A 22,818-nucleotide genomic window follows, 5' to 3' on the forward strand; every position below is an offset into this window, starting at 1 on the left:
GTACGTCCCCCTCCCGATGGTTGCACCGTGGGGCGTGCCGCGCGCGCCGGACGATTCCTGGCGGGTGCCGTTCTCAGGGGACCGGCTGCGCGAGGATGGCACCCATGAAGCCCATCATCTCCGCAAGCGAACTCGTGAGCGAATCGGCCGGGGCGAGGCCGCCGGTCCTCCTGGACGTCCGCTGGGCCCTCGGCGGCCCGCCCGGAAGGCCGGAGTACGAGGCCGGGCACATCCCCGGCGCCGTGTACGTGGACCTGGACGCCGAGCTCGCCGGCCCGCCCGGTTCCGGCGGACGGCACCCGCTGCCCGACGTTGCGGCGTTCGGCGCCGCGATGCGCCGTGCGGGCGTCTCGGCGGACACACCGGTCGTCGTCTACGACGGCGGTCTCGGCTGGGGCGCGGCGCGCGCGTGGTGGCTGCTGCGCTGGGCGGGACACCCGGACGTCCGGGTCCTGGACGGTGGTCTCGCCGCGTGGACCGGCGAGCTGTCCAAGGACGTGCCGGCACCCGCGCCGGGCGACTTCGAGCCGCGGCCGGGCGCGCTCGGGCTGCTCGACGCGGACGGGGCGGCGTCGCTGGCCCGCTCCGGTCTGCTGCTCGACGCGCGCGCCGGCGAGCGGTACCGCGGGGAGGTGGAGCCCATCGACCGGGTCGGGGGCCACATCCCGGGTGCGGTGTCCGCCCCGACGACGGAGAACGTGGGCCCTGACGGCCGCTTCCTCGCGCCCGAGGCGCTGGCGGACCGCTTCACGGCGCTGGGCGCGACGCCGGATACGGACGTGGCCGTCTACTGCGGCTCGGGCGTCTCGGGCGCCCACGAGGTCCTCGCCCTCGCCCTGGCCGGCGTCCCCGCGGCCCTCTACGCCGGCTCCTGGTCCGAGTGGTCCTCGGACCCGACCCGCCCGGTGGCCACGGGCCCGGACCCGCAGTAGCCGCACGCCGGGCCCGGGAAGCCTGCTCCTGCCCGGGCCCGCGGCGGCCGATGCAGTTGCCTTGACGCCGCACGCCGACAGCAGACCCTGGAAAGAGCTCGGGCCCAGGTCGGTCCTGCGCTCGCGGGACGAGTCTCGCCCTCCTGTAAGGCTCGACCTGCAGGGGGGATGGGAGGAATGCACGGTGCCCCTTGCCGGGCCCGGGCTCCCGCGCCTGAACGGTCGCCCGTGGGCGCGGCGTGGTGGTGCGGGCAGGTGCGGGGAGCGGAGGCGCCGCTAAGGGCGCCGTCCCGTGCGCCCACCCGTCCCGCCCCGCGGGACGATTGCCCACACGGAGGGCGGAGGTCCGGACGGTGGTGCCGCCCTGCGGGCGAGTGCTCACGCGGCGGGCGAAGGTCCGGGCGGGTGGGTGCCGCGCTGGGGGAGGGGCTCTACGCGGCGGGCGATGGCCCGGCTGGGTGTGCCGCCTGCGTGGCGAGTGCTCACGCGGCGCGCGAAGGCCCGGGCTCGTGGGCGCTGCTCTCGGGGGCGGATGCCCACGCGAGGACTGACGGAGGCAAGGCCCGTGCGCGGGGGGGGGCCTTCCTTCAGGTGGGCGCCGTCGCCGGGGTCGCGCCGGGCCTGGGACCGGCACTTGGGCGTCCTGCCGGCCGCATGCCCGGACGGGAGTCGGCCACCCCGGGCGCATGCCCGGGCGTGGGCGGGCGCAGCCGTCGGATGCCTGGACGCGCGCGGGCCGGGGAGGCGCAGGCGCATCGCCGGGGCGCGGGGCCGAAGGGGTTCGGGCCCCTCGCCCCCCCGAGGCCGTCAGTCCTGCTTCTTGCGGCGGGTGCCGAAGACGATCTCGTCCCAGCTCGGGACCGCCGCCCGGCGGCCCGGCCGGACGCCGTCCGCCTCGGCCTGGCGGTCCGTCGTGCCGATGAGGCGGTCGCGGTGGCCCGAGACCGCGCGGGGCATCAGGACGTCCGCGTAGGCGGAACCGGCGCCTGCAGAGGCGGCCGGTGCGGGCGGCTCCTCCGCCTCGACCTCGTCGGAGGGCTCCGTGTCGGACGGCTCGGGCACCACCATGTCGCCGCGGAAGCTCGGCACGGCCTCAAGGAGGCTGGTCAGCGAGTCGCGCTCCTCCTCCGGCTCGGGGGCCGGCGCGGGCGTCCGCTCGATCTGGCGGTCGAGCGCGCGGTCCAGCGGCCGGTCCCGGGGCAGCCGGGCGATCCGCGGGACGAAGGGGAAGCTCGGCTCCGGCACCGCGGCGAGCGTGTCGTCGGTCTCGCCGATCAGTGCCCGCGCCTCGTCGTCGACGGCCTGGACGAGCCGCCGGGGCGGGTCGTACGTCCAGCTCGCGGTGTGCACCTCACCGGCGACCCGGTAGACGAGCAGCACCTCCCAGGTGCCGTCGTCGCGGCGCCACGAGTCCCACTGCACGGTGTCCTTCTCGGCGCCGCGCAGCAGCAGCCGCTCCTGCACCGCCTCGCCGAGCTGGGGGCCGGTGTTCTCGCCCGGCCGGCGCACGGGGGTCTTGCGGGCGCGCTCCGCCATGAACGCGCGCTCCGCGAGGACGGGGCCCTCGAAGCGCCGTACCCGGTCGACGGGGATGCCGGCGAGCTGCGCGACCTCCTCAGCGGAGGCACCGGCACGTATCCGTGCCTGGATGTCGCGGGGGCGGAGGTGGCTCTCCACCTCGATCTCGATCTGGCCGAGCCGGGCACGGTCGTTGCGGACGGCGGCCCTCAGCCGCTCGTCGATCGGAAGTGTGTACTCCGTGTTGTCAGCAGCCTTCAGCACCAGTCGTGTGCCGTCGTTCGAGACGGCCACGACACGCAGTTCGGGCATGGGAACCTCCCGGGTGGTGCCTGCCGACGTCACGTGCGTCGCTGCTTCCGCTAGTCGAGTGTGGCCTGCCCGGGTGCAGCCTGCCACAACCCTGCCGAGTTGCCCGGCGTGTCGGGCATGGACCCTGGAACGCCGTTATGGCACGGTTACCTGATTGCGACGCAGAGTGACTGGCCGTCACGCTGTGTCGCGGGCTCCGTGCGGTGCCGCGGCGCCGCCGGTTCGAGTGCCACCTTCGGCCCCCTTCCGTCGATTCCGGACACCCGTGAGGGAATCCGGACCCAGGGCTCGCCACAGTACTCCATTCGGGCCACCTGGGTGGACCGGCGCGCCGCCCAACTTCTCGGGCGGTTCGGGAGTTGAGTCTCCGCGATGCCTCCGCCTGCGTGTCCCTCTTCACAGAACCACCGGAAACGGAACTAATCCCTTCGCCCATTTGTCCCTTCTGGGTGCACGGTGGAACAGATGAACAAGCTGGGACGGACATGCCGGAAGAGAAGAAGAAACGGTTCGACCTGAGCCTTCCTCAGGTCGCGGGCAGCGCGCTCGCGGCCGTCCTCGCCGCCAAGCTCGCCTCCACGCTCGGTGTCTACGGCACCATCCTCGGCGCCGGTGTGATCAGTGTCATCGCCACCTGCGGCGGCCCGCTCCTCCAGCACCTCTTCAAGCGCACCGGCGAGCAGATGCGCGAGGCCACCACGGCCACCAGGCCGAAGGCGCGTCAGGCCTCCCCGTCGTACGGCGAGGAGTTCGGCGAGCCGACCACGCACGGCACCCGGGTCCGTGGCGGGAAGCGCTCCGTCGTCGCGGCAGCCGTGGTCTTCCTGGTCGCCATGGGCGGCATCACCGCGTACGAGCTGACCTCCGGTCAGGACCTCAGCGGCACCAAGGGCTCCACGACCTTCGGCTCCGCCGTCCGCGGTCAGGGCGGTGACGAGGGCGGGCAGCGGCCCTCCACGGGCGGGACGCCGTCCCCGGCGCCCAGCTCCGGAAGCGGCCGGGAGGAAGGGCGGGGCGGTGGCGGGACACCGACGCCGACGCCGGACCGCACGCCCGGCTCGGAGACGCCGGCCCCGGATCCGACGCCCTCGACGTCCACCGAGCCCACCGACGGCGGCTCCACCCCGCCCACGGGCCCGCCCACGACGCCGCCGGCCACCCCGCCGACGGCTCCGTCGACCGCTCAGGCGCCCACGGGCGACGGAGCCGAGTGACCGTCAGTCGCCCAGGACCCGGCGCAGGTAGTCGTTGGCGAAGCGCCGGTCCGGGTCGAGCCGGTCCCGCAGCGCCGTGAACTCGGCGAAGCGCGGGTAGACCTTCTCGAGATAGGCGGCGTCCCGGGTGTGGACCTTGCCCCAGTGTGGACGCCCGCCGTGACCGGTCATGATGCGCTCCACCGCGGTGAAGTACCCCCGGTGGGGCGTGCCCTTGTAGAGGTGCACGGCGACGTACGCGGACTCCCGGTCCGAGGCCGTGGACAGCGCGATGTCGTCCGCCGGCGCGGTGCGCACCTCCACCGGGAAGCTCACCTTCAGCGGCGAGCGCTCGATCATCGCCTTCAGCTCGCGCAGCGCCGGCACCGCCGCCTCACGGGGCAGCGCGTACTCCATCTCCAGGAAGCGGACCCGGCGCGGCGACGTGTAGACCTTGTACGGGACGTCCGTGTACGTACGGGCGGACAGCGCCCGGCTGGAGACCTTCGCGAGCGCCGGGATGACCGGCGGTACGGCCCGGCCCAGCGAACAGGCCAGCTGGAAGACCCCGTTGGACAGCAGCTCGTCCTCGACCCAGCCGCTCACCCTGCCCACCGGGGCCGCGGGGCCCGCGCTGCGGTTGTTGCGCTTGGTGTTGCAGTTGTCGGTGTGCGGGAACCAGTAGAACTCGAAGTGCTCGTTCTCCGCGTGCAGCGCGTCGAACTCCGAGGTCACCCGGTCGAAGGACATCGGCTCCTCGCGCGCGGTGAGCAGGAACAGCGGCTCCACGGCGAAGGTGATGGCGGTGACGACGCCGAGCGCACCGAGGCCGATCCGGGCGGCGGCGAAGACCTCCGGGTTCTCGGTCTTCGAGCAGCTCATCAGCCGGCCGTCTGCGGTGACCAGTTCGAGCGCGCGGATCTGCGCGGCGATGGAGGCCGAGTCGCGGCCGGTACCGTGCGTGCCCGTGGAGGTGGCGCCGGCGACCGTCTGCTCCATGATGTCGCCCATGTTCGTGAGCGACAGGCCCTCCCGGGCCAGCGCCACGTTGAGCCGCTTCAGCGGGGTGCCGGACTCGACGGTCACGGTCATCGCCTCGCGGTCGATCCGGCGGATGCCGGTGAGCAGCCCGGGCCGGATGAGCACGCCGTCGGTGGCGGCGATCGAGGTGAAGGAGTGACCGGTGCCGACGGTCTTCACCCGCAGGCCGTCCTCGGCGGCCCGGCGCACGGCGTCGGCGAGCTCCTCGGCCGAGGCGGGGCTCACCTCCCGTACGGGACGGGAGGTGACGTTCCCGGCCCAGTTACGCCACGTGCTGCTCGCCGTCCCGGTGTTCCCCCACCGCTGCGGCTGCGTCGTCGACCTGCTCAAGCTGCCCCTCCCGCGTCGGCGCCGGCGTGCGCAGCCGGCGGTGGCCCAGGAGTGCCACGGCGACCGCGAGCGCGCCCGAGACGACGGGCACCACGTACGCCGCTTCCGCTCCGGACGCGTCGACCACCCAGCCGGCGGCCGAGGAGCCGAGCGCCACACCGATCGCGAGCCCGGTCCCTGTCCAGGTCATGCCCTCGGTCAGCTTGGTGCGCGGTACGTGCGCTTCGACGAGGGCCATCGTGGTCACCATCGTCGGCGCGATGGACAGACCCGCGACAAAGAGCGCCACGGCCAGCAACGGCAGGTTCCCGGCCAGTAGGAGGGGGATCATACTCACGGCCATCGCGCAGACGCCCACGAGCCAGCGGACCGACGGCTGCCCCTGAACGCGGAGCAGGCCGAAGACCGCGCCGGCCAGGCCGGAGCCCAGCGCGTAGACCGCCAGGACCAGACTCGCCGCCGACTTGTGCCCCTGCTCCTCGGCGAAGGCGACCGTGACGACGTCCACCGAGCCGAAGATGGCGCCGGTGGCGACGAAGGCGAGCGCCAGGACCTGGAGGCCGGGGGAGCGCAGCGCCGAGCCGCCCGAGTGCGCCTCGCGCGGGTGCGGGGCCGGCTCGGTGCCGCGCTGTGCGGTCAGCCAGAAGACGCCGATGGCGAGGAAGACGCCGGCGAGCAGCGGACCGGCCTCGGGGAACCAGGTGGTCGACAGGCCGATCGAGAGGATCGGCCCGAAGATGAAGCACACCTCGTCGACGATCGACTCCCACGAGTAGGCGGTGTGCAGCCGCTGCGCCTCGCCCTGGTAGATGTCCGCCCAGCGGGCCCGGGCCATCGCGCCGAGGCTGGGTACGGTGCCGACGCCGGCCGTGAACACGAAGAGGGTCCAGTCCGGGGCGTCGAGCTTCACGCACAGCAGCAGTCCGGCCGCCGCGGCGAGCGAGAACAGCGTCGCCGGGCGCAGCACCCGCCGCTGGCCGTAGCGGTCGACGAGGCGGGAGATCTGAGGGCCGAGCACGGCGGCGGACATGGCGAGCGCGGCGGACAGCGCGCCCGCGAGCCCGTAACGCCCGGTGACCTGCGAGATCATGGTCACGATGCCGATGCCCATCATGGACAGCGGCATCCGGCCGATGAACCCGGCGAGCGAGAAGGACCTGGTTCCGGGGGCCGCGAAGATCGCGCGATAGGGACTGGGCAAGAGGATCTCCGGGCTCGGGCGGGGCACGCCAACCGCACGCATCCGCGCTGTCCGCGCAAGCACGTGTAATTAATAGCTAAAGCCTACGGCGTTGAACTGGTTCGGTCACTCACTTTTTTCCGTCGGGCCGCGCCCACGGGCGCCGGCGCCGAATGGGAGGATCGGTGCCATGTCCGACGAGCTCGATCCCGCCCCGTACGACGCCCTGCTGCTGCTCTCCTTCGGTGGCCCGGAGGGCCCGGACGACGTGGTCCCGTTCCTGGAGAACGTGACCCGCGGCCGCGGCATCCCCAAGGAACGGCTGAAGGAAGTGGGCCGGCACTACTTCCTCTTCGGCGGCGTCAGCCCCATCAACGGCCAGAACCGCGCCCTGCTCGACGCCCTGCGCGCGGACTTCGCCGAGACCGGCCTCGACCTGCCGGTCTACTGGGGAAACCGGAACTGGGCGCCGTACCTGACCGACACCCTGCGCGAGATGATCACCGACGGCCGCCGCCACATCGCCGTCCTCGCCACCAGCGCGTACGCCTCCTACTCCGGCTGCCGCCAGTACCGGGAGAACCTGGCGGACTCCCTCGCCGAGCTGGAGGCGGAAGGGCTGCCGCTGCCCCGCGTCGACAAGCTCAGGCACTACTTCAACCACCCCGGATTCGTCCGCCCCATGGTCGAGGGCGTCCTCGCCTCGCTCGCCGAGCTCGACGAGTCCGTGCGGGCCAAGGCCCACCTCGCCTTCACCACCCACTCCATCCCCGACTCCGCCGCCGACAGCTCCGGACCCGTGGCCGACCACGGAGAGGGCGGCGCCTATGTGAAGCAGCACCTCGACGTGGCCCGGCTGATCGTCGACGCCGTCCGCGAGGAGACCGGCGTCGAGCACCCCTGGCAGCTCGTCTACCAGTCCCGCAGCGGCGCCCCGCACATCCCGTGGCTGGAGCCCGACATCTGCGACCACCTGGAGGAGCTGCACGCCGCCGGGGCCCCGGCCGCCGTCATGGTCCCCATCGGCTTCGTCTCGGACCACATGGAGGTCCTGTACGACCTCGACACCGAGGCCACCGCCAAGGCCGCCGAGCTGGGCCTCCCGGTGCGGCGCTCCGCGACCGTCGGCGCCGACCCGCGGTTCGCCGCGGCCGTGCGCGATCTCGTCCTGGAGCGTGCCGCGACCGAGCGCGGGCAGCGCGTCGAGCGCTGCGCCCTCGGCACGCTCGGGCCCTCCCACGACCTGTGCCCGATCGGTTGCTGCCCCGCCCGCGCGGAGCGCCCGGCGGCGGCCGGCGCCGACAGCCCGTACGCGTAAGGAGACCCCGGCGTGACCGACACCCTGCTGTCCGAACTGCTCGACCTGGCCCTGGAGGCCGGGCGCCGGGCCGGCGCGCTGCTGCGCGACGGGCGCCCGGACGACCTGGCCGTGGCCAGGACCAAGACCAGCGCCGTCGACGTGGTCACCGAGATGGACATCGCCGCCGAGAAGCTGATCACGGGCTTCCTCGCCGAGCACCGGCCGCACGACGGCTTCCTGGGCGAGGAGGGCGCCGCCAGCCCCGGCACCAGCGGGATCCGCTGGGTCGTCGACCCGCTGGACGGCACCGTGAACTACCTCTACGGCCTGCCGACCTGGGCCGTCTCCATCGCCGCCGAGCGGGACGGGGAGACCGTCGTCGGCGTCGTCGAGGTGCCGCTGCGCGGCGAGACCTTCCACGCCGTCCTCGGCGGCGGCGCCTGGCTCGGCGACCGCCGGCTCGCCGTCCGGCCCTCGCCGACGCCCGACCAGGCCCTGGTCGCCACCGGCTTCGGCTACCTGCAGACCCGCCGGGCCCGCCAGGCGGAGATCGTCCGGGAGCTCCTCCCGCGCGTCCGTGACATCCGCCGCGGCGGCTCGGCCGCCATCGACCTCTGCGACGTCGCCGCCGGCCGCGTCGACGCGTACTACGAGCGCGGCCTGAACCCCTGGGACCTCGCCGCCGGTGTGCTCGTCGCGCGCGAGGCGGGCGCCCTGACCGGCGGCCGCCCCGGGGAGCCGGCCTCGGGCGAACTGGCCCTGGCGGCCTCACCGGGCCTCTTCGGCCCCCTCCAGGAGTTCCTGGAGGACTCGGAGGCCTGGCGCGACTGAGCGGGCCGTGAGAGGCCTCCTCGGGCACGAGGACACACGAGGACGGGCCCCGGAGTCGGTGACTCCGGGGCCCGTCCTCGTCCGTGGGATCAGGCGCAGGCAGCGCCGACCTCCACGCCGTGTTCGGCCGCCAGGCGGTGCAGGTCGTCGAGCTCGGCCTGCTCGACCTCCGCGAGGAAGTCGTCGCCCGCCTCGCGAGCGCGCGTGAGGTCCGACTGCGTGGTCCTGATGCGGTGCAGCAGTCCTGCGGTGAAAGCGTCCATCGTGCGCCCCCTCGTGTGGGTCGGTGGCACGGGGAGTGCCGGGGGTGGGTGGATCACACACTGCTACCTCTGGGGGACAGAGAGCGGTAGGTGGCGTGTCACCTACAGGGCGTGATCGCGGGGTGTGCAGTCGTCCTCCCCAGCCCTTTCCTCACAGAAACCTCAACTGGCCCGTGAATCAGGTGAATTCTTCCCGCCGCCGCGCTGCCGTCCGGCCGGGCGCCGGCCCGTCGCCCTCCCGCGCCGCCCCCGCACAGCCGCCTTACAGCCGGTTTACGCGCGTTCGGGGCAGGATGGATACGCACAGTCAGTGCGCAAAACCGCCCCGTCCGCGTGCAGGACCAGGGCCCAGGAAAGGACTTACGGACGTGCGCGTACTCGTCGTCGAGGACGAGCAGCTTCTCGCGGACGCGGTGGCCACCGGCCTGCGCCGCGAGGCCATGGCGGTCGACGTCGTGTACGACGGTGCCGCGGCACTGGAGCGCGTCGGGGTCAACGACTACGACGTCGTGGTGCTCGACCGCGACCTCCCCCTGGTGCACGGTGACGACGTCTGCCGGAAGATCGTCGAGCTCGGGATGCCCACCCGGATCCTGATGCTCACCGCCTCCGGTGACGTCAGCGACCGCGTCGAGGGCCTGGAGCTCGGCGCGGACGACTACCTGCCCAAGCCCTTCGCCTTCAGCGAGCTCACCGCCCGCGTCCGGGCCCTCGGCCGCCGCACCACCGTCCCGCTCCCGCCCGTCCTGGAGCGTGCCGGCATCAAGCTGGACCCGAACCGCCGCGAGGTCTTCCGCGACGGCAAGGAGGTCCAGCTGGCGCCGAAGGAGTTCGCGGTCCTGGAGGTCCTGATGCGCAGCGAGGGCGCGGTCGTCTCGGCCGAGCAGCTCCTGGAGAAGGCCTGGGACGAGAACACCGACCCGTTCACCAACGTCGTGCGCGTCACGGTCATGACCCTGCGCCGCAAGCTCGGCGAGCCCCCGGTGATCGTCACCGTCCCCGGCTCGGGATACCGGATCTGACCCGATGCCCTCGTCGCCGACCCTCCTGCACACGCCACAGAAGCCGACCTGGGACCCCCGGGACCCGGTGAGGCCGCTGCTGCGTCCGACCATCCGGATACGGCTCACGCTGCTCTACGGCGGGATGTTCCTGATCGCCGGGATCATCCTGCTGGCGATCATCTACCTGTTCACCGCGCAGGCCGTCCGGGACACCACCGCCGAGCTGCCCTTCAAGGTCGTCAGCGGCACGGTGACGGCGACCACCGACTGGTGCGAGCTGCCCGACAAGTCCACCGGCGAGCAGCTCAACAACGCCGTCTCGATGTGTCTGCGGCACCAGAGCGACCTCGCCCTGGACGACCTGCTGCGGCGCTCCCTGTTCGCCCTGCTCGGCCTGAGCATCATCGCCTTCGCCTTCGGCTACGCGATGGCCGGCCGCGTGCTCTCCCCGCTCGGCCGGATCACCCGTACCGCCCGGCAGGTGGCCGGAACGGACCTGTCCCGGCGGATCGAGCTGGACGGACCGGACGACGAGCTCAAGGAGCTCGCCGACACCTTCGACGAGATGCTGGAGCGCCTGGAGCGGGCCTTCACCGCCCAGCAGCGGTTCGTCGCCAACGCCTCGCACGAGCTGCGCACCCCGCTCGCGATCAACCGCACGCTCCTGGAGGTCCAGCTCTCGGACCCGGCGGCACCGGTGGAGCTCCAGCAGCTCGGCAAGACCCTGCTCGCGACCAACGAGCGCAGCGAGCAGCTGGTCGAGGGCCTGCTGCTGCTCGCCCGCAGCGACAACGAGATCGTCGAGCGCAAGCCGGTCGACCTGGCCGAGGTCGCCTCGCGGGCCATGGACCAGGCGCGTGCCGAGGCGGACGCCAAGGGCGTGGAGTTCCGGGGCGAGCGCGGCCTCGCCGTGGTCCAGGGCAACGGCGTGCTGCTGGAGCGGATCGCCCTGAACCTGGTGCAGAACGCCGTCCGGTACAACGTTCCGGAGGACGGCTGGGTGGAGGTCACCACCTCGACGCAGAACGGTCAGGCGGTCCTGGAGGTCTCCAACACGGGTCCCGTCGTCCCTGCGTACGAGATCGACAACCTTTTCGAGCCATTCCGGCGTCTCCGGCAGGAGCGCACGGGGAGCGACAAGGGAGTCGGCCTCGGCCTGTCGATCGCCCGCTCCGTCGCGCGGGCCCACGGCGGCCGTATCATCGCCGAGCCGCGCGAGGGCGGCGGCCTCGTGATGCGTGTCACTCTCCCGATCTGACACACTGCACGAGCCGACCGGTTTTGTTCGCTTTGCGCGGAATTTCCGGTTCCCATTTCTGAGACGGTCCTGTGTGATCGATCACAGGAATGGGTGTCCGGTCCTCCACTCTCCGTGATCGCGAATTCCCTCGGAAAACCCGGAAAAGTCCGGGTTTCCGGGGGTCCGAATGACGGGAAGTACACGGGGTGGCACCCGTGAGGGAGGACCGCCGGACCGTGTACGGTCCGCTTCGCCACCCAAAGCCGGTCACTCGTGAGAGGGCGGATTGGGTGTCGATTGAGTAACAGACCTTGATGTGAGGCAAAATCTCCGCCTCGGGTCGGGCACAAGTCCGGCCTCTCACGCGTTACGTGCGCTGGAGACACCGCAAACCACCCAGAGGGGGAGAGCGACATGGCAACGGATTACGACACCCCACGCAAGACCGACGACGACGTCGACTCGGACAGCCTTGAGGAACTGAAGGCCCGCCGGAACGACAAGTCGACCTCGACCGTCGACGTCGACGAGTTCGAGGCCGCCGAGGGCCTGGAGCTTCCGGGCGCAGACCTCTCGAACGAGGAGCTGGCCGTCCGGGTCCTGCCCAAGCAGGCTGACGAGTTCACCTGCATGAGCTGCTTCCTCGTGCACCACCGCAGCCAGCTGGCTCGGGAGAAGAACGGTCAGCCGATCTGCCGCGACTGCGACTGAGATCGAGTGACCGTGGCAGGCGACACACCGTCTCGGAAGCGGCGGCTCCGGCTCCCCGGGAGGTCGGAGGCGTACCAGGGCGGCTCGGGCTCGGCAGAGGGCGTCAAGGACGCCTCCTCCGCCGTGCACTCCGCCCCCCTGCCCACACCTGGCGCACGTGACGACGAGCGAGGCCCCGCGGCCTCGCTCGAAGCAACGGAGGCGCCGCACCGGGCCGACGGCAGGCCCGCCCCGGACCACCGGCCCGTCCCCGACCACCGGGACGGCACCACCGAGGGCACCCTCGAAGCCACCGCCGGCGAAGGCGCCGGCAGCGAGGCCCCCGGCAGGACCGCCAAGAGCGGCGTCCTGCGGCGCGTCGCCAACCCCGCGCGCCTCCAGCTGGACCGCATCAAGCTCGACAGCGCCCGCATCGAAGCCGTACGGCGCGGAGTCAAGCGCGGCGGTCAGGGAGCCAAGGCCGGCCTCGGCTACCTCGCGGACCGCGTCATCGAGATCGCCCCGCGTGTGCCCGTACGCGACCTGCCGACCCTCCGCCGGCAGTTCCCCGGCCTCGGGCCCGAGCAGATCGCCGACAAACTGGTCACCGGCGCGGCCAACGCCAGCGCCACCGTCGGCGCGGGCATCGGCGCCGCGGCCATGCTGCCCGTGCCGCCCGCGATGCCCGCCGAGCTGGCCGCGGAGATCACCGGCGTCGCCGCCATCGAGCTGAAGCTCATCGCCGAGCTGCACGAGATCTACGGCCTGCGGCCCCCGGGCACGCTCACCCAGCGCTCGACCGCCTACCTCACCGCCTGGGCCGAGGAGCGCGGCATCGACCCCACCAAGCCCACGACCGTCAACGCGGCACTGGGCGGTCAGCTCAAGCGCGAACTGCGCCAGCAGATCATGAAGCGCATGGTGCGCAACCTGCCGAACCTGACCCCGTTCATGGTGGGCGCGGCCGTCGGCGCCGTCATGAACCGGCGCGACACCAAGAAGCTCGCCGGGCACGTCCGCAAGGACCTGCGCGCACGCCAGATCCCCTGGGACGCCCTCCCGGCCCTGCCGCCCCTGGAGCAGCCGGAGAACCCCAAGGAGATCGACTTCTAGGGTCTCCGAGGGCCTGCCCGTCGGAAGGGACCGGATCAGGCACGGCCACGCCCGACCAGGCGCGGCTCGGATCCGGCCGGACACGCCCTGAGGGCCCCGCGGGGCCCTCGTCGGACTCCCGACGGCTCAGGCCGCCGTGGCCTCGCTCCGGGCCGTCTCCAGGGCCGCTGCCAGGCCCTCCGGGTCCCTGGTGGACACGTAGACGTACGGCGTCGGATCCGCCGGGTCCGTCACCTCGACCCGCACGGCCGTCGGCACGTAGCTGCGCATCAGCATGAAAGCCCGCGGGTCGGCCTTGTACGTGCGCCAGGCGCGCGCCTCCTCGGCGTCCAGCACCTCGGGCGCCCCCAGTGCCGACGCCGGAATCCTGGCGTCACCGGCGACCAGCGAGCCGGCCACGACACGGACCCGGGCCGAACCGTACGAGGAGACGCCCACCGCGGCGAGCGCCGCCGCCGCGATCAGACCGCCGAGCGTCGGCACCGTGCCCAGCGGGAACATCACCAGGGCACCGGAGAGACCGATGAGACCCACGATCAGCCACCAGGAGCGGGGCGCGGTCAGACGTTCGTCGAAGCCCGGGGCGGTCGGGGGCACGGAAGGCTGCTGCATGCCCCAAGCTTGGCACGGCGCGACCCGCGCCCGGGCGCGCGGGTAAGGTCTGCGCCTGTGACTGGAACATCTGCCGCTCTCACCCCGCCGGCCGACGCCATAGCGCCGGTACGCCACCCCGACGCGCCCGCCCCCGGCGAGCTGCTCGGTGCGCACTACGAGTACTGCTTCGGGTGCGGCGGCGGGCAGCCCCACGGGCTGCACCTGGAGGCGCGGGCGGGCGAGGGCGTGACGGTCACCGCGGAGTTCACCGTGACCACCGACCACCAGGGCGCCCCCGGCCTCGCGCACGGCGGCGTGCTCGCCACCGCGCTCGACGAGACCCTCGGCTCCCTGAACTGGCTGCTGCGGGTCATCGCCGTGACCGGCCGACTGGAGACCGACTTCGCCCGGCCCGTACCGGTCGGCACCGTGCTCCACCTCCGGGCCGAGGTCACCGCCGTGCACGGCCGCAAGATCTACTCGACCGCCGTCGGCCGGATCGGCGGGCCGGAAGGCCCCGTCGCCGTCCGCGCCGACGCCCTCTTCATCGAGGTCAAGGTCGACCACTTCATCGACAACGGCCGCCAGGAGGAGATCCAGGCGGCCATGTCCGACCCCGACCAGGTCAGGCGCGCCCGCGCCTTCGAGGTGAACCCCTGATGCGCAATCCCGTCGACGTACTCATCCGCCGTGTGGACCCGGAGGTGCCGATCCCCGCGTACGGCCACCCCGGCGACGCCGGCGCCGACCTGGTGACCACCGAGGCCGCCGAGCTCGCCCCGGGGGAGCGGGCCGTGCTGCCCACCGGGGTCTCCATCGCGCTGCCCGACGGCTACGCCGCCTTCGTGCACCCGCGCTCCGGTCTCGCGGCCCGCTGCGGAGTCGCGCTCGTGAATGCCCCGGGGACGGTCGATGCCGGGTACCGTGGAGAGATCAAGGTGATCGTGGTCAACCTCGACCCGCGCGAGAGCGTGCGGTTCGAACGGTTCGACCGGATCGCCCAGCTCGTCGTCCAGCAGGTCGAGAAGGTGCGCTTCCACGAGGTCGCGGAGCTTCCCGGCTCCGCGCGGGCCGAGGGGGGCTTCGGGTCCACCGGCGGTCATGCCGCCGTGGACGGCACTACGGGTGGGAATCGATACGCTTCGGTCGTATCCGACCGGGAAGGACAGTGACGTGTTCGGACGTCGCAAGAAGAGCGGTGCCGATGACGCCGCGGGCCAGGCCGAGCAGGTCGTCGACGCGGCGAACCCCGAGGACGGGGACGCGACTGACGCTGCCGAGGGGCAGCGCCGGGTGAACCTTCCGCCGGCGCCCCGGCCCGACGGTCCCTGGGACATCTCCGAGGTCGGCAAGCCCGAGGAGGGCCGCGTGGACCTCGGCGGCATGTTCGTGCCCGGCGTCGAGGGCATGGAGCTGCGCGTGGAGGTGGCGGGCGACGCGATCGTCGCGGCCACCGTCGTGCTGCGCGACAGCGCCGTCCAGCTGCAGGCCTTCGCCGCGCCCAAGAAGGAGGGCATCTGGGGCGAGGTCCGCGAGGAGATCGCGACCGGCATCACCCAGCAGGGCGGCGTGATCGACGAGATCGAGGGCCCGCTGGGCTGGGAGCTCCGCGCCCAGGTGCCCGTACAGCTGCCGGACGGCAACCGGGGCGTCCAGCTGGTGCGCTTCGTCGGCGTCGACGGCCCCCGCTGGTTCCTGCGCGGCGTGATCTCCGGCCAGGGCGCGGTGCAGCCCGAGGCCGCGGGCCTGCTGGAGCAGATCGTCCGGGACACCGTGGTCGTCCGCGGCGAGGGCCCGATGGCCCCGCGCGACCCGATCGTCCTCAAGCTGCCGAACGACGCCCAGATGGTGCCGGACGGCGTGCAGCAGGAGGACCAGAGCGGCTCCCGCTTCTCCGGCGGCATGGGCCAGCTGCAGCGTGGCCCGGAGATCTCCGAGATCCGCTGACGCCGTGTGACCGCCGAGCGATCGGCACGTGAACAGAGCCCGGTGGCCGCTCCCGTTCGGGAGCGGCCACCGGGCTTTCCACAGCCTGGGCCACGCGACCCGCGCGACCCCCCGGCCGGGTTTTCCACAGGCCTGGCACCGGTCGCCGCCCTGTGCCCATACTGACGGCGCACACGTTCGAACCAGGGGGGCATCACGGTGAGTGAGAGCAACGTGCGGACCGGCACGGCCGTCGTCGACGACCCGACGGGCGCACCGATGGTCCGGGTGGAGAACCTCCACCGCTCGTACGGGACGGGGGCGGCCGCCGTACACGCCCTGCGCGGCGTGTCCTTCGACATCCCGCGCGGAGAGCTGGTCGCCCTCAAGGGCCGATCGGGCTCCGGCAAGACCACCCTGCTCAACCTCGTGGGCGGCCTCGACACCGCCGACCAGGGACGCATCGTCATCGACGGCACCGACCTCGCCCGGCTCGGCGAGGAGGGCCTGCTGGAGCTGCGCCGGGACCGGATCGGATTCATCTTCCAGTCCTTCGGCCTCATACCGATCCTCACCGCCGCCGAGAACGTCGGCGTGCCGATGCGGCTGCGCGAGGCAGATCCCCAGGAGCGCGAGGAGCGGGTCGCCCTGCTGCTCTCCCTCGTCGGGCTCGCCGATCACGCCGCCCAGCGCCCCGGAGAGCTCTCCGGCGGGCAGCAGCAGCGGGTCGCCATCGCCCGCGCCCTCGCCAACCGGCCCGCGCTGCTGATCGCCGACGAGCCCACCGGACAGCTGGACGCCGAGACCGGCCTCGCGGTCATGGAGCTGCTGCGGGCCGTGGTGCGCAGCGAGGGCTGCACCGCCCTGGTCGCCACCCACGACTCCCAGCTCCTCGGCCTCGCCGACCGGGTCCTCGAGCTGCGCGACGGCGAGATCATCGAGCACTGAGCGGACGTCACCGCGTGGTCCGGACAGCGCGCGTCAGGATCACGTCAATACGCCCCCGCTCGGCCCGTACCCGTGCGGAATGTCCGATTGGCTGGACGTAAGGTCATGGCATGGGACGCGGCACACTACGGATCTACCTGGGAGCGGCACCGGGCGTCGGCAAGACGTACGCGATGCTCTCCGAGGCGCACCGCCGCGTCGAACGAGGCACGGACGTCGTGGTCGCGTTCGTGGAGCACCACGACCGGCCGCGCACCGAGGTGATGCTCCACGGTCTGGAGCGGATACCCCGGCGGCGGATCGAGTACCGCGGCACCGACTTCACCGAGATGGACGTGGAAGCGGTCCTCGCCCGCCGGCCCGCCGTCGCGCTCGTCGACGAGCTCGCGCACACCAACGTCCCCGGCTCGCGGAACGCCAAGCGCTGGCAGGACGTCGAGGAGTTGCTCGCGGCGGGGATCGACGTGGTGTCGACGGTGAACATCCAGCACTTGGAGTCGCTGGGCGATGTGGTGGAGTCGATCACGGGTGTCCGGCAGCGGGAGACGGTGCCGGACGAGGTGGTGCGGCGCGCGGACCAGATCGAGCTGGTCGACATGTCGCCGCAGGCGCTGCGGCGGCGGATGGCGCACGGCAACATCTACAAGCCGGACAAGGTCGACGCGGCGTTGTCGAACTACTTCCGGCCCGGGAACCTCACCGCGCTGCGGGAACTGGCGCTGCTGTGGACCGCCGACCGGGTCGACGAGTACCTGCGCTGGTACCGGGGCGAGCACAACATCCGCTCCACCTGGCAGGCGCGCGAGCGGATCGTCGTCGGCATCACCGGCGGCCCCGAGGGCCGCACGCTGATCCGGCGGGCCGCGCGGCTCGCGGAGAAGGGCGCCGGCGGCGAGGTCCTCGCGGTGTACATCTCCCGCAGCGACGGCCTGACCTCCGCCTCCCCGAAGGAGCTCGCGGTCCAGCGCACCCTCGTCGAGGACCTCGGCGGAACGTTCCACCACGTCGTCGGCGACGACGTGCCCCACGCGCTCCTGGAGTTCGCGCGCGGCGTCAACGCCACACAGATCGTGCTCGGCTCCAGCCGCCGCCGCACCTGGCAGTACGTTTTCGGGCCCGGCGTGGGCCAGACCGTGGCCCGCGAGTCCGGACCCGACCTCGACGTCCACATCGTCACCCACGAGGAGGCCGCCAAGGGCCGGGGCCTGCCCGTCGCCCGCGGCGCCCGCCTCGGCCGGGCCCGGATCGTCTGGGGCTGGCTGGTCGGCGTCGCCGGGCCCGTGCTGCTCAGCCTGCTGCTCACCCATGTCGACGCGGACCTCGGGCTCGCCAACGACATGCTGCTCTTCCTCACCCTGACGGTGGCCTCCGCGCTCCTCGGCGGCTTCCTGCCGGCCCTCGCGTCGGCGGCCATCGGCTCGCTGCTCCTCAACTGGTTCTTCACCCCGCCGCTGCACCGGCTGACCATCGCCGACCCGCTGAACATCGTGGCCATCGCCGTCTTCTTCGGCGTGGGCATGTCCGTGGCGTCCGTGGTCGACCTGGCCGCCCGCCGCACCCAGCAGGCCGCCCGGCTGCGCGCCGAGTCCGAGGTGCTGTCGTACCTCGCCGGCAGCGTCCTGCGGGGCGAGAGCAGCCTGGAGGCCCTGCTCGAACGGGTCAGGGAGACGTTCTCGATGGAGTCCGTCGCCCTCCTGGAGCGCGCGGGCGACCTCGAACCGTGGACCTGCGCCGCCAGCGTCGGCACCGGTCCCGTGTCCCGGCCCGAGGACGCCGACGTCGACATGCCCGTCGGCGACCACCTGGCGCTCGCCCTCAACGGCCGGGTCCTGCCCGCCGAGGACCGCAGGGTGCTCGGCGCCTTCGCCGCCCAGGCCGCCGTCGTCCTGGACCGCCAGCGGCTCGTCGACGAGGCCGAGGAGGCCCGCAAGCTCGCCGAGGGCAACAAGATCCGCACCTCGCTGCTCGCCGCCGTCAGCCACGACCTGCGCACCCCGCTCGCCGGCATCAAGGCCTCCGTGTCCTCGCTCCGCTCCGACGACGTCGAGTGGTCCGAGGAGGACCGGGCCCTGCTCCTGGAGGGCATCGAGGAGGGCGCCGACCGGCTCGACCACCTCGTGGGGAACCTCCTCGACATGTCCCGGCTCCAGACCGGCACCGTCACCCCGCTGATCCGCCCGACCGACCTCGACGAGGTCGTGCCGATGGCGCTCGGCGGAGTCCCCGAGGGCAGTGTCGACCTCGACATCCCCGAGACCCTGCCCATGGTCGACGTCGACCGCGGCCTCCTCGAGCGGGCCGTTGCCAACATCGTCGAGAACGCGGTCAAGTACAGCCCCGACGGCGTCCCGGTCGTCGTCTCCGCCAGCGTCCTCGGCGAGCGGCTCGAACTGCGCGTCACCGACCGCGGCCCCGGCGTCCCCGACGAGGGCAAGGACGGCATCTTCGCACCGTTCCAGCGCTTCGGCGACGCCCCGCGCGGCGCGGGCGTCGGTCTCGGCCTCGCGGTCGCCCGCGGCTTCGTCGAGGCCCTGGGCGGCACCCTCGCCGCCGAGGACACCCCGGGCGGCGGCCTCACCATGGTCCTCACCCTGAGGACCGCCCGGGGCGGCGCCCCGCCGCCGGAACCCGGCGCCGCCCCGACGCCCGCCCGCAGCCTCACGTGACCCGGGCCTCCCGCCCGACCGCGCCCGCACCCGGCCCCGTACCCCGCCCGACCGGGCCCGTGACACGCACGGCAGCGCCGCAGCCGTAGCCGCAGCCGTGACGACGAGCCGTAACCGTAACGACGAACAGGAAGGTCTCCCTCCATGACCCGGGTCCTCGTGGTCGACGACGAGCCACAGATCGTCCGCGCCCTGGTGATCAACCTCAAGGCGCGGAAGTACGAGGTCGACGCGGCGCCCGACGGCGCCACCGCCCTCCGGCTCGCCGCCGAGCGCCATCCCGACGTCGTCGTCCTCGACCTCGGACTGCCCGACCTGGACGGTGTCGAGGTGATCAAGGGCCTGCGCGGCTGGACCCGGGTGCCGATCCTCGTGCTGTCCGCCCGTCAGACCTCCGACGAGAAGGTCGAGGCGCTCGACGCGGGCGCCGACGACTACGTCACCAAGCCCTTCGGCATGGACGAGCTCCTGGCCCGGCTGCGCGCCGCGGTCCGCCGGGCCGAGCCGGTCGGCCGCGAGGACGGCGTCGTGGTCGTCGAGACCGCCGGCTTCACGGTCGACCTCGCCGCCAAGAAGGTCCACCGCGACGGCAAGGACGTCCGGCTCACCCCGACCGAGTGGCACCTCCTGGAGGTGCTGGTCCGCAACAGCGGCCGCCTGGTGAGCCAGAAGCAGCTCCTTCAGGAGGTCTGGGGTCCCTCGTACGGCACCGAGACCAACTACCTCCGCGTGTACATGGCGCAGCTGCGCCGGAAGCTGGAGCAGGACCCCTCGCACCCGCGCCACTTCGTCACCGAACCGGGCATGGGCTACCGCTTCGAACACTGACTCCCGTACGGGATCCCGGGCCGGGTTCCGCGTCGGCGGCGGCCGGTACGCTTTGAGGTATGAGTGCCGCACCGCGTACAGAGAAGCCCGCCGGACGCTTCCGCCGCATGCTCGACCGCCTTTCCACCTCCCAGGAGGAGCTGGAGTCGGTGGAGCTCCAGGAAGACTCCGCGGCCTCGGGGTGCACACGGATCTCCGACTGCTCCGACCGCGAGATAGTCAAGGTGACTGGTACGTTGCGCACGGTCACCCTGCGCCCCCGGGCCGGCGTGCCCGCGCTGGAGGCCGAGCTCTTCGACGGCACGGCGCCGTTGGACGTGGTCTGGCTGGGCCGCCGCTCCATCGTGGGCATCGAACCCGGCCGCAAGCTGATCGCCTCCGGCCGCATCTCCATGAGCCACGGCCGGCGGGTCCTCTTCAACCCCAAATACGAGCTCCGACCGCTCGGACAGGAGTAGCCGGTGACGTCAGTCGACAAGCCGACCACCGACCATGGCGCCGAGGCCGGCCCGAGCACCCCGGACCAGGGTGCCCAGACCGACAAGGCGGTGACCGAGGCCGCCCTGTTCGAGGCCTTCGGCGGAGTGCGCGGCATGGTGGAGACGGTCCTGCCCGGACTGCTCTTCGTCACGATCTACACGATCAACAAGAACCTGCACTTCTCGGCGATCGCCGCGCTCGGGGTCTCGCTCGTCCTCGTCGCCGTCCGGCTGATCCGCCGCGACACCGTCAAGCACGCCTTCAGCGGCGTCTTCGGCGTCGCGTTCGGTGTCGTCTTCGCGATGATGACCGGCAACGCCAAGGACTTCTACCTGCCGGGCATGCTGTACACGCTCGGCCTCGGTCTCGCGTACATCATCACGACCCTGGCCGGAGTGCCGCTGATCGGTCTCATCCTCGGCCCGGTCTTCAAGGAGAACCTCTCCTGGCGCACCCGCAACCCGGGCCGCAAGAAGGCCTACGCGAAGGCCAGCTGGGCCTGGGGCCTGATCCTCCTCGCCAAGTGCGCGATCCTCTTCCCGCTGTACTGGTGGGCCGACACCACCCAGCTCGGCTGGGTCCTCGTCGCCCTCAAGATCCCGCCGTTCCTGCTCGCGGTGTATCTGACCTGGGTGTTCCTCGCCAAGGCGCCGCCGCCGATCGACGTGTTCGCGGAGATGGAGGCCGAGGAGAAGGCCGAGGAGGCCCGCAAGGCCGAGGCCCGGGGCGGCGGCCGCACGGAGTAGTCGCGGGCGACGCTCCGGGTCCAGCGGGCCGTTACGGAACGCGGGAGGGGGCCGCCCGGTCGAACCGGGCGGGCCCCGTCCCGAGCGGCTGTGCGGCCCGGGCGGCCGCGGCCCGTGGGGCTCCGACCCGTGAAGCTCCGGCCCGTGGGGCTCCGACCCCCAGGAGTGCCCGTACTCGGAGTACCGCCCGTCCTCGCAGTACCCGCCCGCGCCGTCCGCACCGCCGTACCGCCCGTACCGCCGTACGAGAAGGGGCCCGGGACCTGTCACAGGTCCCGGGCCCCTTCCGCGTACCGTACGAGCTCAGGACTCGGCGCTCTCCCGGCGGACCGAGAGCAGCTCCTCCAGCTGCTCCTCACGGGCCTGGGTGGCCACGAACAGCAGCTCGTCGCCCGCCTCCAGGGTCTCCTCCGGGCTCGGCGTGAGCACCCGGGAGCCGCGGATGATGGTGACCAGGGACGTGTCCTGCGGCCAGGCGACATCACCGACCTGCGTGCCCGCGATCGCCGACTCCGGCGGCAGCGTCAGCTCCACCAGGTTCGCGTCGCCGTGGCTGAAGCGCAGCAGCCGGACCAGGTCGCCGACGCTCACCGCCTCCTCGACCAGGGCCGACATCAGGCGCGGCGTCGAGACGGCGACGTCCACGCCCCAGGCCTCGTTGAACAGCCACTCGTTCTTCGGGTTGTTGACCCGGGCGACCACGCGCGGCACGCCGTACTCGGTCTTGGCGAGCAGCGAGACGACCAGGTTCACCTTGTCGTCGCCGGTCGCCGCGATGACCACGTTGCAGCGCTGCAGGGCGGCCTCGTCCAGCGAGGTGATCTCGCACGCGTCGGCGAGCAGCCACTCCGCCTGCGGCACCCGCTCCACCGAGATGGCGGTCGGCGCCTTGTCGATGAGGAGGACGTCGTGGCCGTTCTCCAGGAGTTCGCCCGCGATGGAACGGCCCACCGCGCCGGCGCCGGCAATAGCGACACGCATCAGTGACCGCCCTCCTCGGGACCCTCGGCGAAGGCCGCCTCGACCTTGTCGATCTCGTCCGTGCGCATCATCACGTGCACGAGGTCGCCCTCCTGCAGCACCGTCTGAGAGGTCGGCAGAATCGCTTCGCCCAGTCGGGTGAGAAACGCCACGCGCACACCCGTCTCCTCCTGGAGCCGGCTGACCTTGTGGCCGATCCACGCGGGAGAGGTGTGCACCTCGGCGAGCTGCACTCCGCCGCTCGGGTCACGCCACAGCGGCTCCGCGCCCGAGGGCAGCAGCCGCCGCAGCATCTGGTCGGCGGTCCAGCGGACCGTGGCGACCGTGGGGATGCCCAGGCGCTGGTAGACCTCGGCGCGCCGCGGGTCGTAGATGCGGGCGGCGACGTTCTCGATGCCGAACATCTCGCGCGCGACCCGCGCGGCGATGATGTTCGAGTTGTCGCCGCTGCTCACCGCGGCGAAGGCACCGGCCTCTTCGATGCCCGCCTCGCGGAGCGTGTCCTGGTCGAATCCCACACCCGTGACCCGGCGCCCGCCGAAGCCCGAACCCAGGCGGCGGAAGGCCGTCGGGTCCTGGTCGACGACCGCGACGGTGTGCCCCTGCTGTTCGAGGGTCTGCGCGAGAGCGGCTCCCACTCGCCCGCAGCCCATGATGACGATGTGCACGTCCCCTTACCCCGCACTCCTGATCGTCTTGCTG

Annotated in this window: 23 protein-coding genes; 16 read left to right on the forward strand and 7 right to left on the reverse strand. The window is 72.7% G+C overall.

Annotated elements, in window-relative coordinates; all coding sequences use genetic code 11:
* Positions 1 to 104 precede the first annotated feature (104 nt).
* Positions 105 to 932, forward strand: a complete 828-nt coding sequence (locus ACFY8W_RS36050; protein WP_391114934.1) for a rhodanese-like domain-containing protein — start codon at positions 105 to 107, stop codon at positions 930 to 932.
* 807 nt (positions 933 to 1,739) lie between these two features.
* Here the strand turns inward: ACFY8W_RS36050 and sepH are convergent.
* Positions 1,740 to 2,795, reverse strand: coding sequence for a septation protein SepH (gene sepH, locus ACFY8W_RS36055; protein ID WP_384415101.1), 1,056 nt, complete (start codon positions 2,793 to 2,795; stop codon positions 1,740 to 1,742).
* A gap of 452 nt (positions 2,796 to 3,247) precedes the next feature.
* Between sepH and ACFY8W_RS36060 the strand changes: the two genes are divergently transcribed.
* Positions 3,248 to 3,976: a hypothetical protein gene (locus ACFY8W_RS36060; RefSeq protein WP_391114937.1), complete on the forward strand. Its 729-nt coding sequence runs from the start codon at positions 3,248 to 3,250 to the stop codon at positions 3,974 to 3,976.
* Positions 3,977 to 3,979: 3 nt separating this feature from the next.
* On the opposite strand, the gene ACFY8W_RS36065 is transcribed toward ACFY8W_RS36060, so the two are convergent.
* Both ACFY8W_RS36065 and ACFY8W_RS36070 read right to left on the reverse strand, forming a co-directional pair.
* Positions 3,980 to 5,326 carry a D-arabinono-1,4-lactone oxidase gene (locus ACFY8W_RS36065; protein ID WP_391114940.1) on the reverse strand — a complete coding sequence of 449 codons (1,347 nt, stop codon included), beginning with the start codon at positions 5,324 to 5,326 and terminating at the stop codon, positions 3,980 to 3,982.
* Positions 5,259 to 6,527, reverse strand: a complete 1,269-nt coding sequence (locus ACFY8W_RS36070; protein ID WP_391114942.1) for an MFS transporter — start codon at positions 6,525 to 6,527, stop codon at positions 5,259 to 5,261. The genes ACFY8W_RS36065 and ACFY8W_RS36070 overlap by 68 nt, the downstream gene beginning before the upstream one ends.
* Positions 6,528 to 6,696: 169 nt before the next feature.
* On the opposite strand from ACFY8W_RS36070, the gene ACFY8W_RS36075 reads away from it, so the two are divergent.
* Both ACFY8W_RS36075 and ACFY8W_RS36080 read left to right on the forward strand, forming a co-directional pair.
* Positions 6,697 to 7,824 carry a ferrochelatase gene (locus tag ACFY8W_RS36075; RefSeq protein ID WP_391114945.1) on the forward strand — a complete coding sequence of 376 codons (1,128 nt, stop codon included), beginning with the start codon at positions 6,697 to 6,699 and terminating at the stop codon, positions 7,822 to 7,824.
* A gap of 12 nt (positions 7,825 to 7,836) precedes the next feature.
* Positions 7,837 to 8,637 carry an inositol monophosphatase family protein gene (locus tag ACFY8W_RS36080; protein WP_391114948.1) on the forward strand — a complete coding sequence of 267 codons (801 nt, stop codon included), beginning with the start codon at positions 7,837 to 7,839 and terminating at the stop codon, positions 8,635 to 8,637.
* A gap of 89 nt (positions 8,638 to 8,726) precedes the next feature.
* Here ACFY8W_RS36080 and ACFY8W_RS36085 read toward each other — a convergent pair whose 3' ends face one another.
* Positions 8,727 to 8,900 (reverse strand): hypothetical protein, encoded by a 174-nt coding sequence (locus ACFY8W_RS36085; protein WP_384418033.1) that lies wholly within the window; start codon positions 8,898 to 8,900, stop codon positions 8,727 to 8,729.
* Positions 8,901 to 9,268: 368 nt separating this feature from the next.
* On the opposite strand from ACFY8W_RS36085, the gene ACFY8W_RS36090 reads away from it, so the two are divergent.
* The 4 genes from ACFY8W_RS36090 to ACFY8W_RS36105 all read left to right on the forward strand — a co-directional run bounded on the left by ACFY8W_RS36090 (position 9,269) and on the right by ACFY8W_RS36105 (position 12,947).
* Positions 9,269 to 9,922 carry a response regulator transcription factor gene (locus tag ACFY8W_RS36090; protein ID WP_384418036.1) on the forward strand — a complete coding sequence of 218 codons (654 nt, stop codon included), beginning with the start codon at positions 9,269 to 9,271 and terminating at the stop codon, positions 9,920 to 9,922.
* Between the two features lie 4 nt (positions 9,923 to 9,926).
* A complete protein-coding gene (locus ACFY8W_RS36095) occupies positions 9,927 to 11,162 on the forward strand; it encodes an ATP-binding protein (protein WP_391114951.1) in 1,236 nt (411 codons plus the stop codon).
* A 396-nt stretch (positions 11,163 to 11,558) separates the two neighbouring features.
* On the forward strand, positions 11,559 to 11,855 hold the full coding sequence (locus tag ACFY8W_RS36100; RefSeq protein ID WP_003955561.1) for a DUF4193 domain-containing protein: 297 nt from the start codon (positions 11,559 to 11,561) through the stop codon (positions 11,853 to 11,855).
* 12 nt (positions 11,856 to 11,867) lie between these two features.
* Positions 11,868 to 12,947, forward strand: coding sequence for a hypothetical protein (locus ACFY8W_RS36105; protein ID WP_391114954.1), 1,080 nt, complete (start codon positions 11,868 to 11,870; stop codon positions 12,945 to 12,947).
* 126 nt (positions 12,948 to 13,073) lie between these two features.
* Here ACFY8W_RS36105 and ACFY8W_RS36110 read toward each other — a convergent pair whose 3' ends face one another.
* Entirely contained in the window at positions 13,074 to 13,559 is a 486-nt protein-coding gene (locus ACFY8W_RS36110; protein ID WP_391114956.1) for a DUF3093 family protein, read from the reverse strand.
* A gap of 57 nt (positions 13,560 to 13,616) precedes the next feature.
* Between ACFY8W_RS36110 and ACFY8W_RS36115 the strand changes: the two genes are divergently transcribed.
* The 8 genes from ACFY8W_RS36115 to ACFY8W_RS36150 all read left to right on the forward strand — a co-directional run bounded on the left by ACFY8W_RS36115 (position 13,617) and on the right by ACFY8W_RS36150 (position 21,135).
* Positions 13,617 to 14,201 (forward strand): hotdog domain-containing protein, encoded by a 585-nt coding sequence (locus ACFY8W_RS36115; RefSeq protein ID WP_391114959.1) that lies wholly within the window; start codon positions 13,617 to 13,619, stop codon positions 14,199 to 14,201.
* On the forward strand, positions 14,201 to 14,713 hold the full coding sequence (gene dut, locus ACFY8W_RS36120; protein WP_128977708.1) for a dUTP diphosphatase: 513 nt from the start codon (positions 14,201 to 14,203) through the stop codon (positions 14,711 to 14,713). Before ACFY8W_RS36115 ends, dut begins: the two co-directional genes overlap by 1 nt.
* Position 14,714: 1 nt before the next feature.
* A complete protein-coding gene (locus ACFY8W_RS36125; RefSeq protein WP_391114962.1) occupies positions 14,715 to 15,488 on the forward strand; it encodes a DUF3710 domain-containing protein in 774 nt (257 codons plus the stop codon).
* Between the two features lie 258 nt (positions 15,489 to 15,746).
* The gene (locus ACFY8W_RS36130) at positions 15,747 to 16,415 is read left to right on the forward strand and encodes an ATP-binding cassette domain-containing protein (RefSeq protein WP_391115004.1); all 669 of its coding nucleotides are present in this window, start codon (positions 15,747 to 15,749) and stop codon (positions 16,413 to 16,415) included.
* A gap of 110 nt (positions 16,416 to 16,525) precedes the next feature.
* Positions 16,526 to 19,081, forward strand: a complete 2,556-nt coding sequence (locus ACFY8W_RS36135) for a DUF4118 domain-containing protein (RefSeq protein ID WP_391114964.1) — start codon at positions 16,526 to 16,528, stop codon at positions 19,079 to 19,081.
* Positions 19,082 to 19,225: 144 nt separating this feature from the next.
* Positions 19,226 to 19,909, forward strand: a complete 684-nt coding sequence (locus ACFY8W_RS36140; protein WP_391114967.1) for a response regulator — start codon at positions 19,226 to 19,228, stop codon at positions 19,907 to 19,909.
* A gap of 59 nt (positions 19,910 to 19,968) precedes the next feature.
* On the forward strand, positions 19,969 to 20,367 hold the full coding sequence (locus tag ACFY8W_RS36145; protein WP_356066235.1) for an OB-fold nucleic acid binding domain-containing protein: 399 nt from the start codon (positions 19,969 to 19,971) through the stop codon (positions 20,365 to 20,367).
* A gap of 3 nt (positions 20,368 to 20,370) precedes the next feature.
* On the forward strand, positions 20,371 to 21,135 hold the full coding sequence (locus ACFY8W_RS36150) for a DUF3159 domain-containing protein (RefSeq protein ID WP_391114970.1): 765 nt from the start codon (positions 20,371 to 20,373) through the stop codon (positions 21,133 to 21,135).
* Positions 21,136 to 21,438: 303 nt separating this feature from the next.
* On the opposite strand, the gene ACFY8W_RS36155 is transcribed toward ACFY8W_RS36150, so the two are convergent.
* Both ACFY8W_RS36155 and ACFY8W_RS36160 read right to left on the reverse strand, forming a co-directional pair.
* Positions 21,439 to 22,116: an NAD-binding protein gene (locus ACFY8W_RS36155; protein ID WP_391114972.1), complete on the reverse strand. Its 678-nt coding sequence runs from the start codon at positions 22,114 to 22,116 to the stop codon at positions 21,439 to 21,441.
* The gene (locus tag ACFY8W_RS36160; RefSeq protein ID WP_046911473.1) at positions 22,116 to 22,784 is read right to left on the reverse strand and encodes a TrkA family potassium uptake protein; all 669 of its coding nucleotides are present in this window, start codon (positions 22,782 to 22,784) and stop codon (positions 22,116 to 22,118) included. The genes ACFY8W_RS36155 and ACFY8W_RS36160 overlap by 1 nt, the downstream gene beginning before the upstream one ends.
* Positions 22,785 to 22,818: the final 34 nt, after the last annotated feature.

This window comes from Streptomyces sp. NPDC012637 (assembly GCF_042954805.1).
GTDB lineage: Bacteria > Actinomycetota > Actinomycetes > Streptomycetales > Streptomycetaceae > Streptomyces.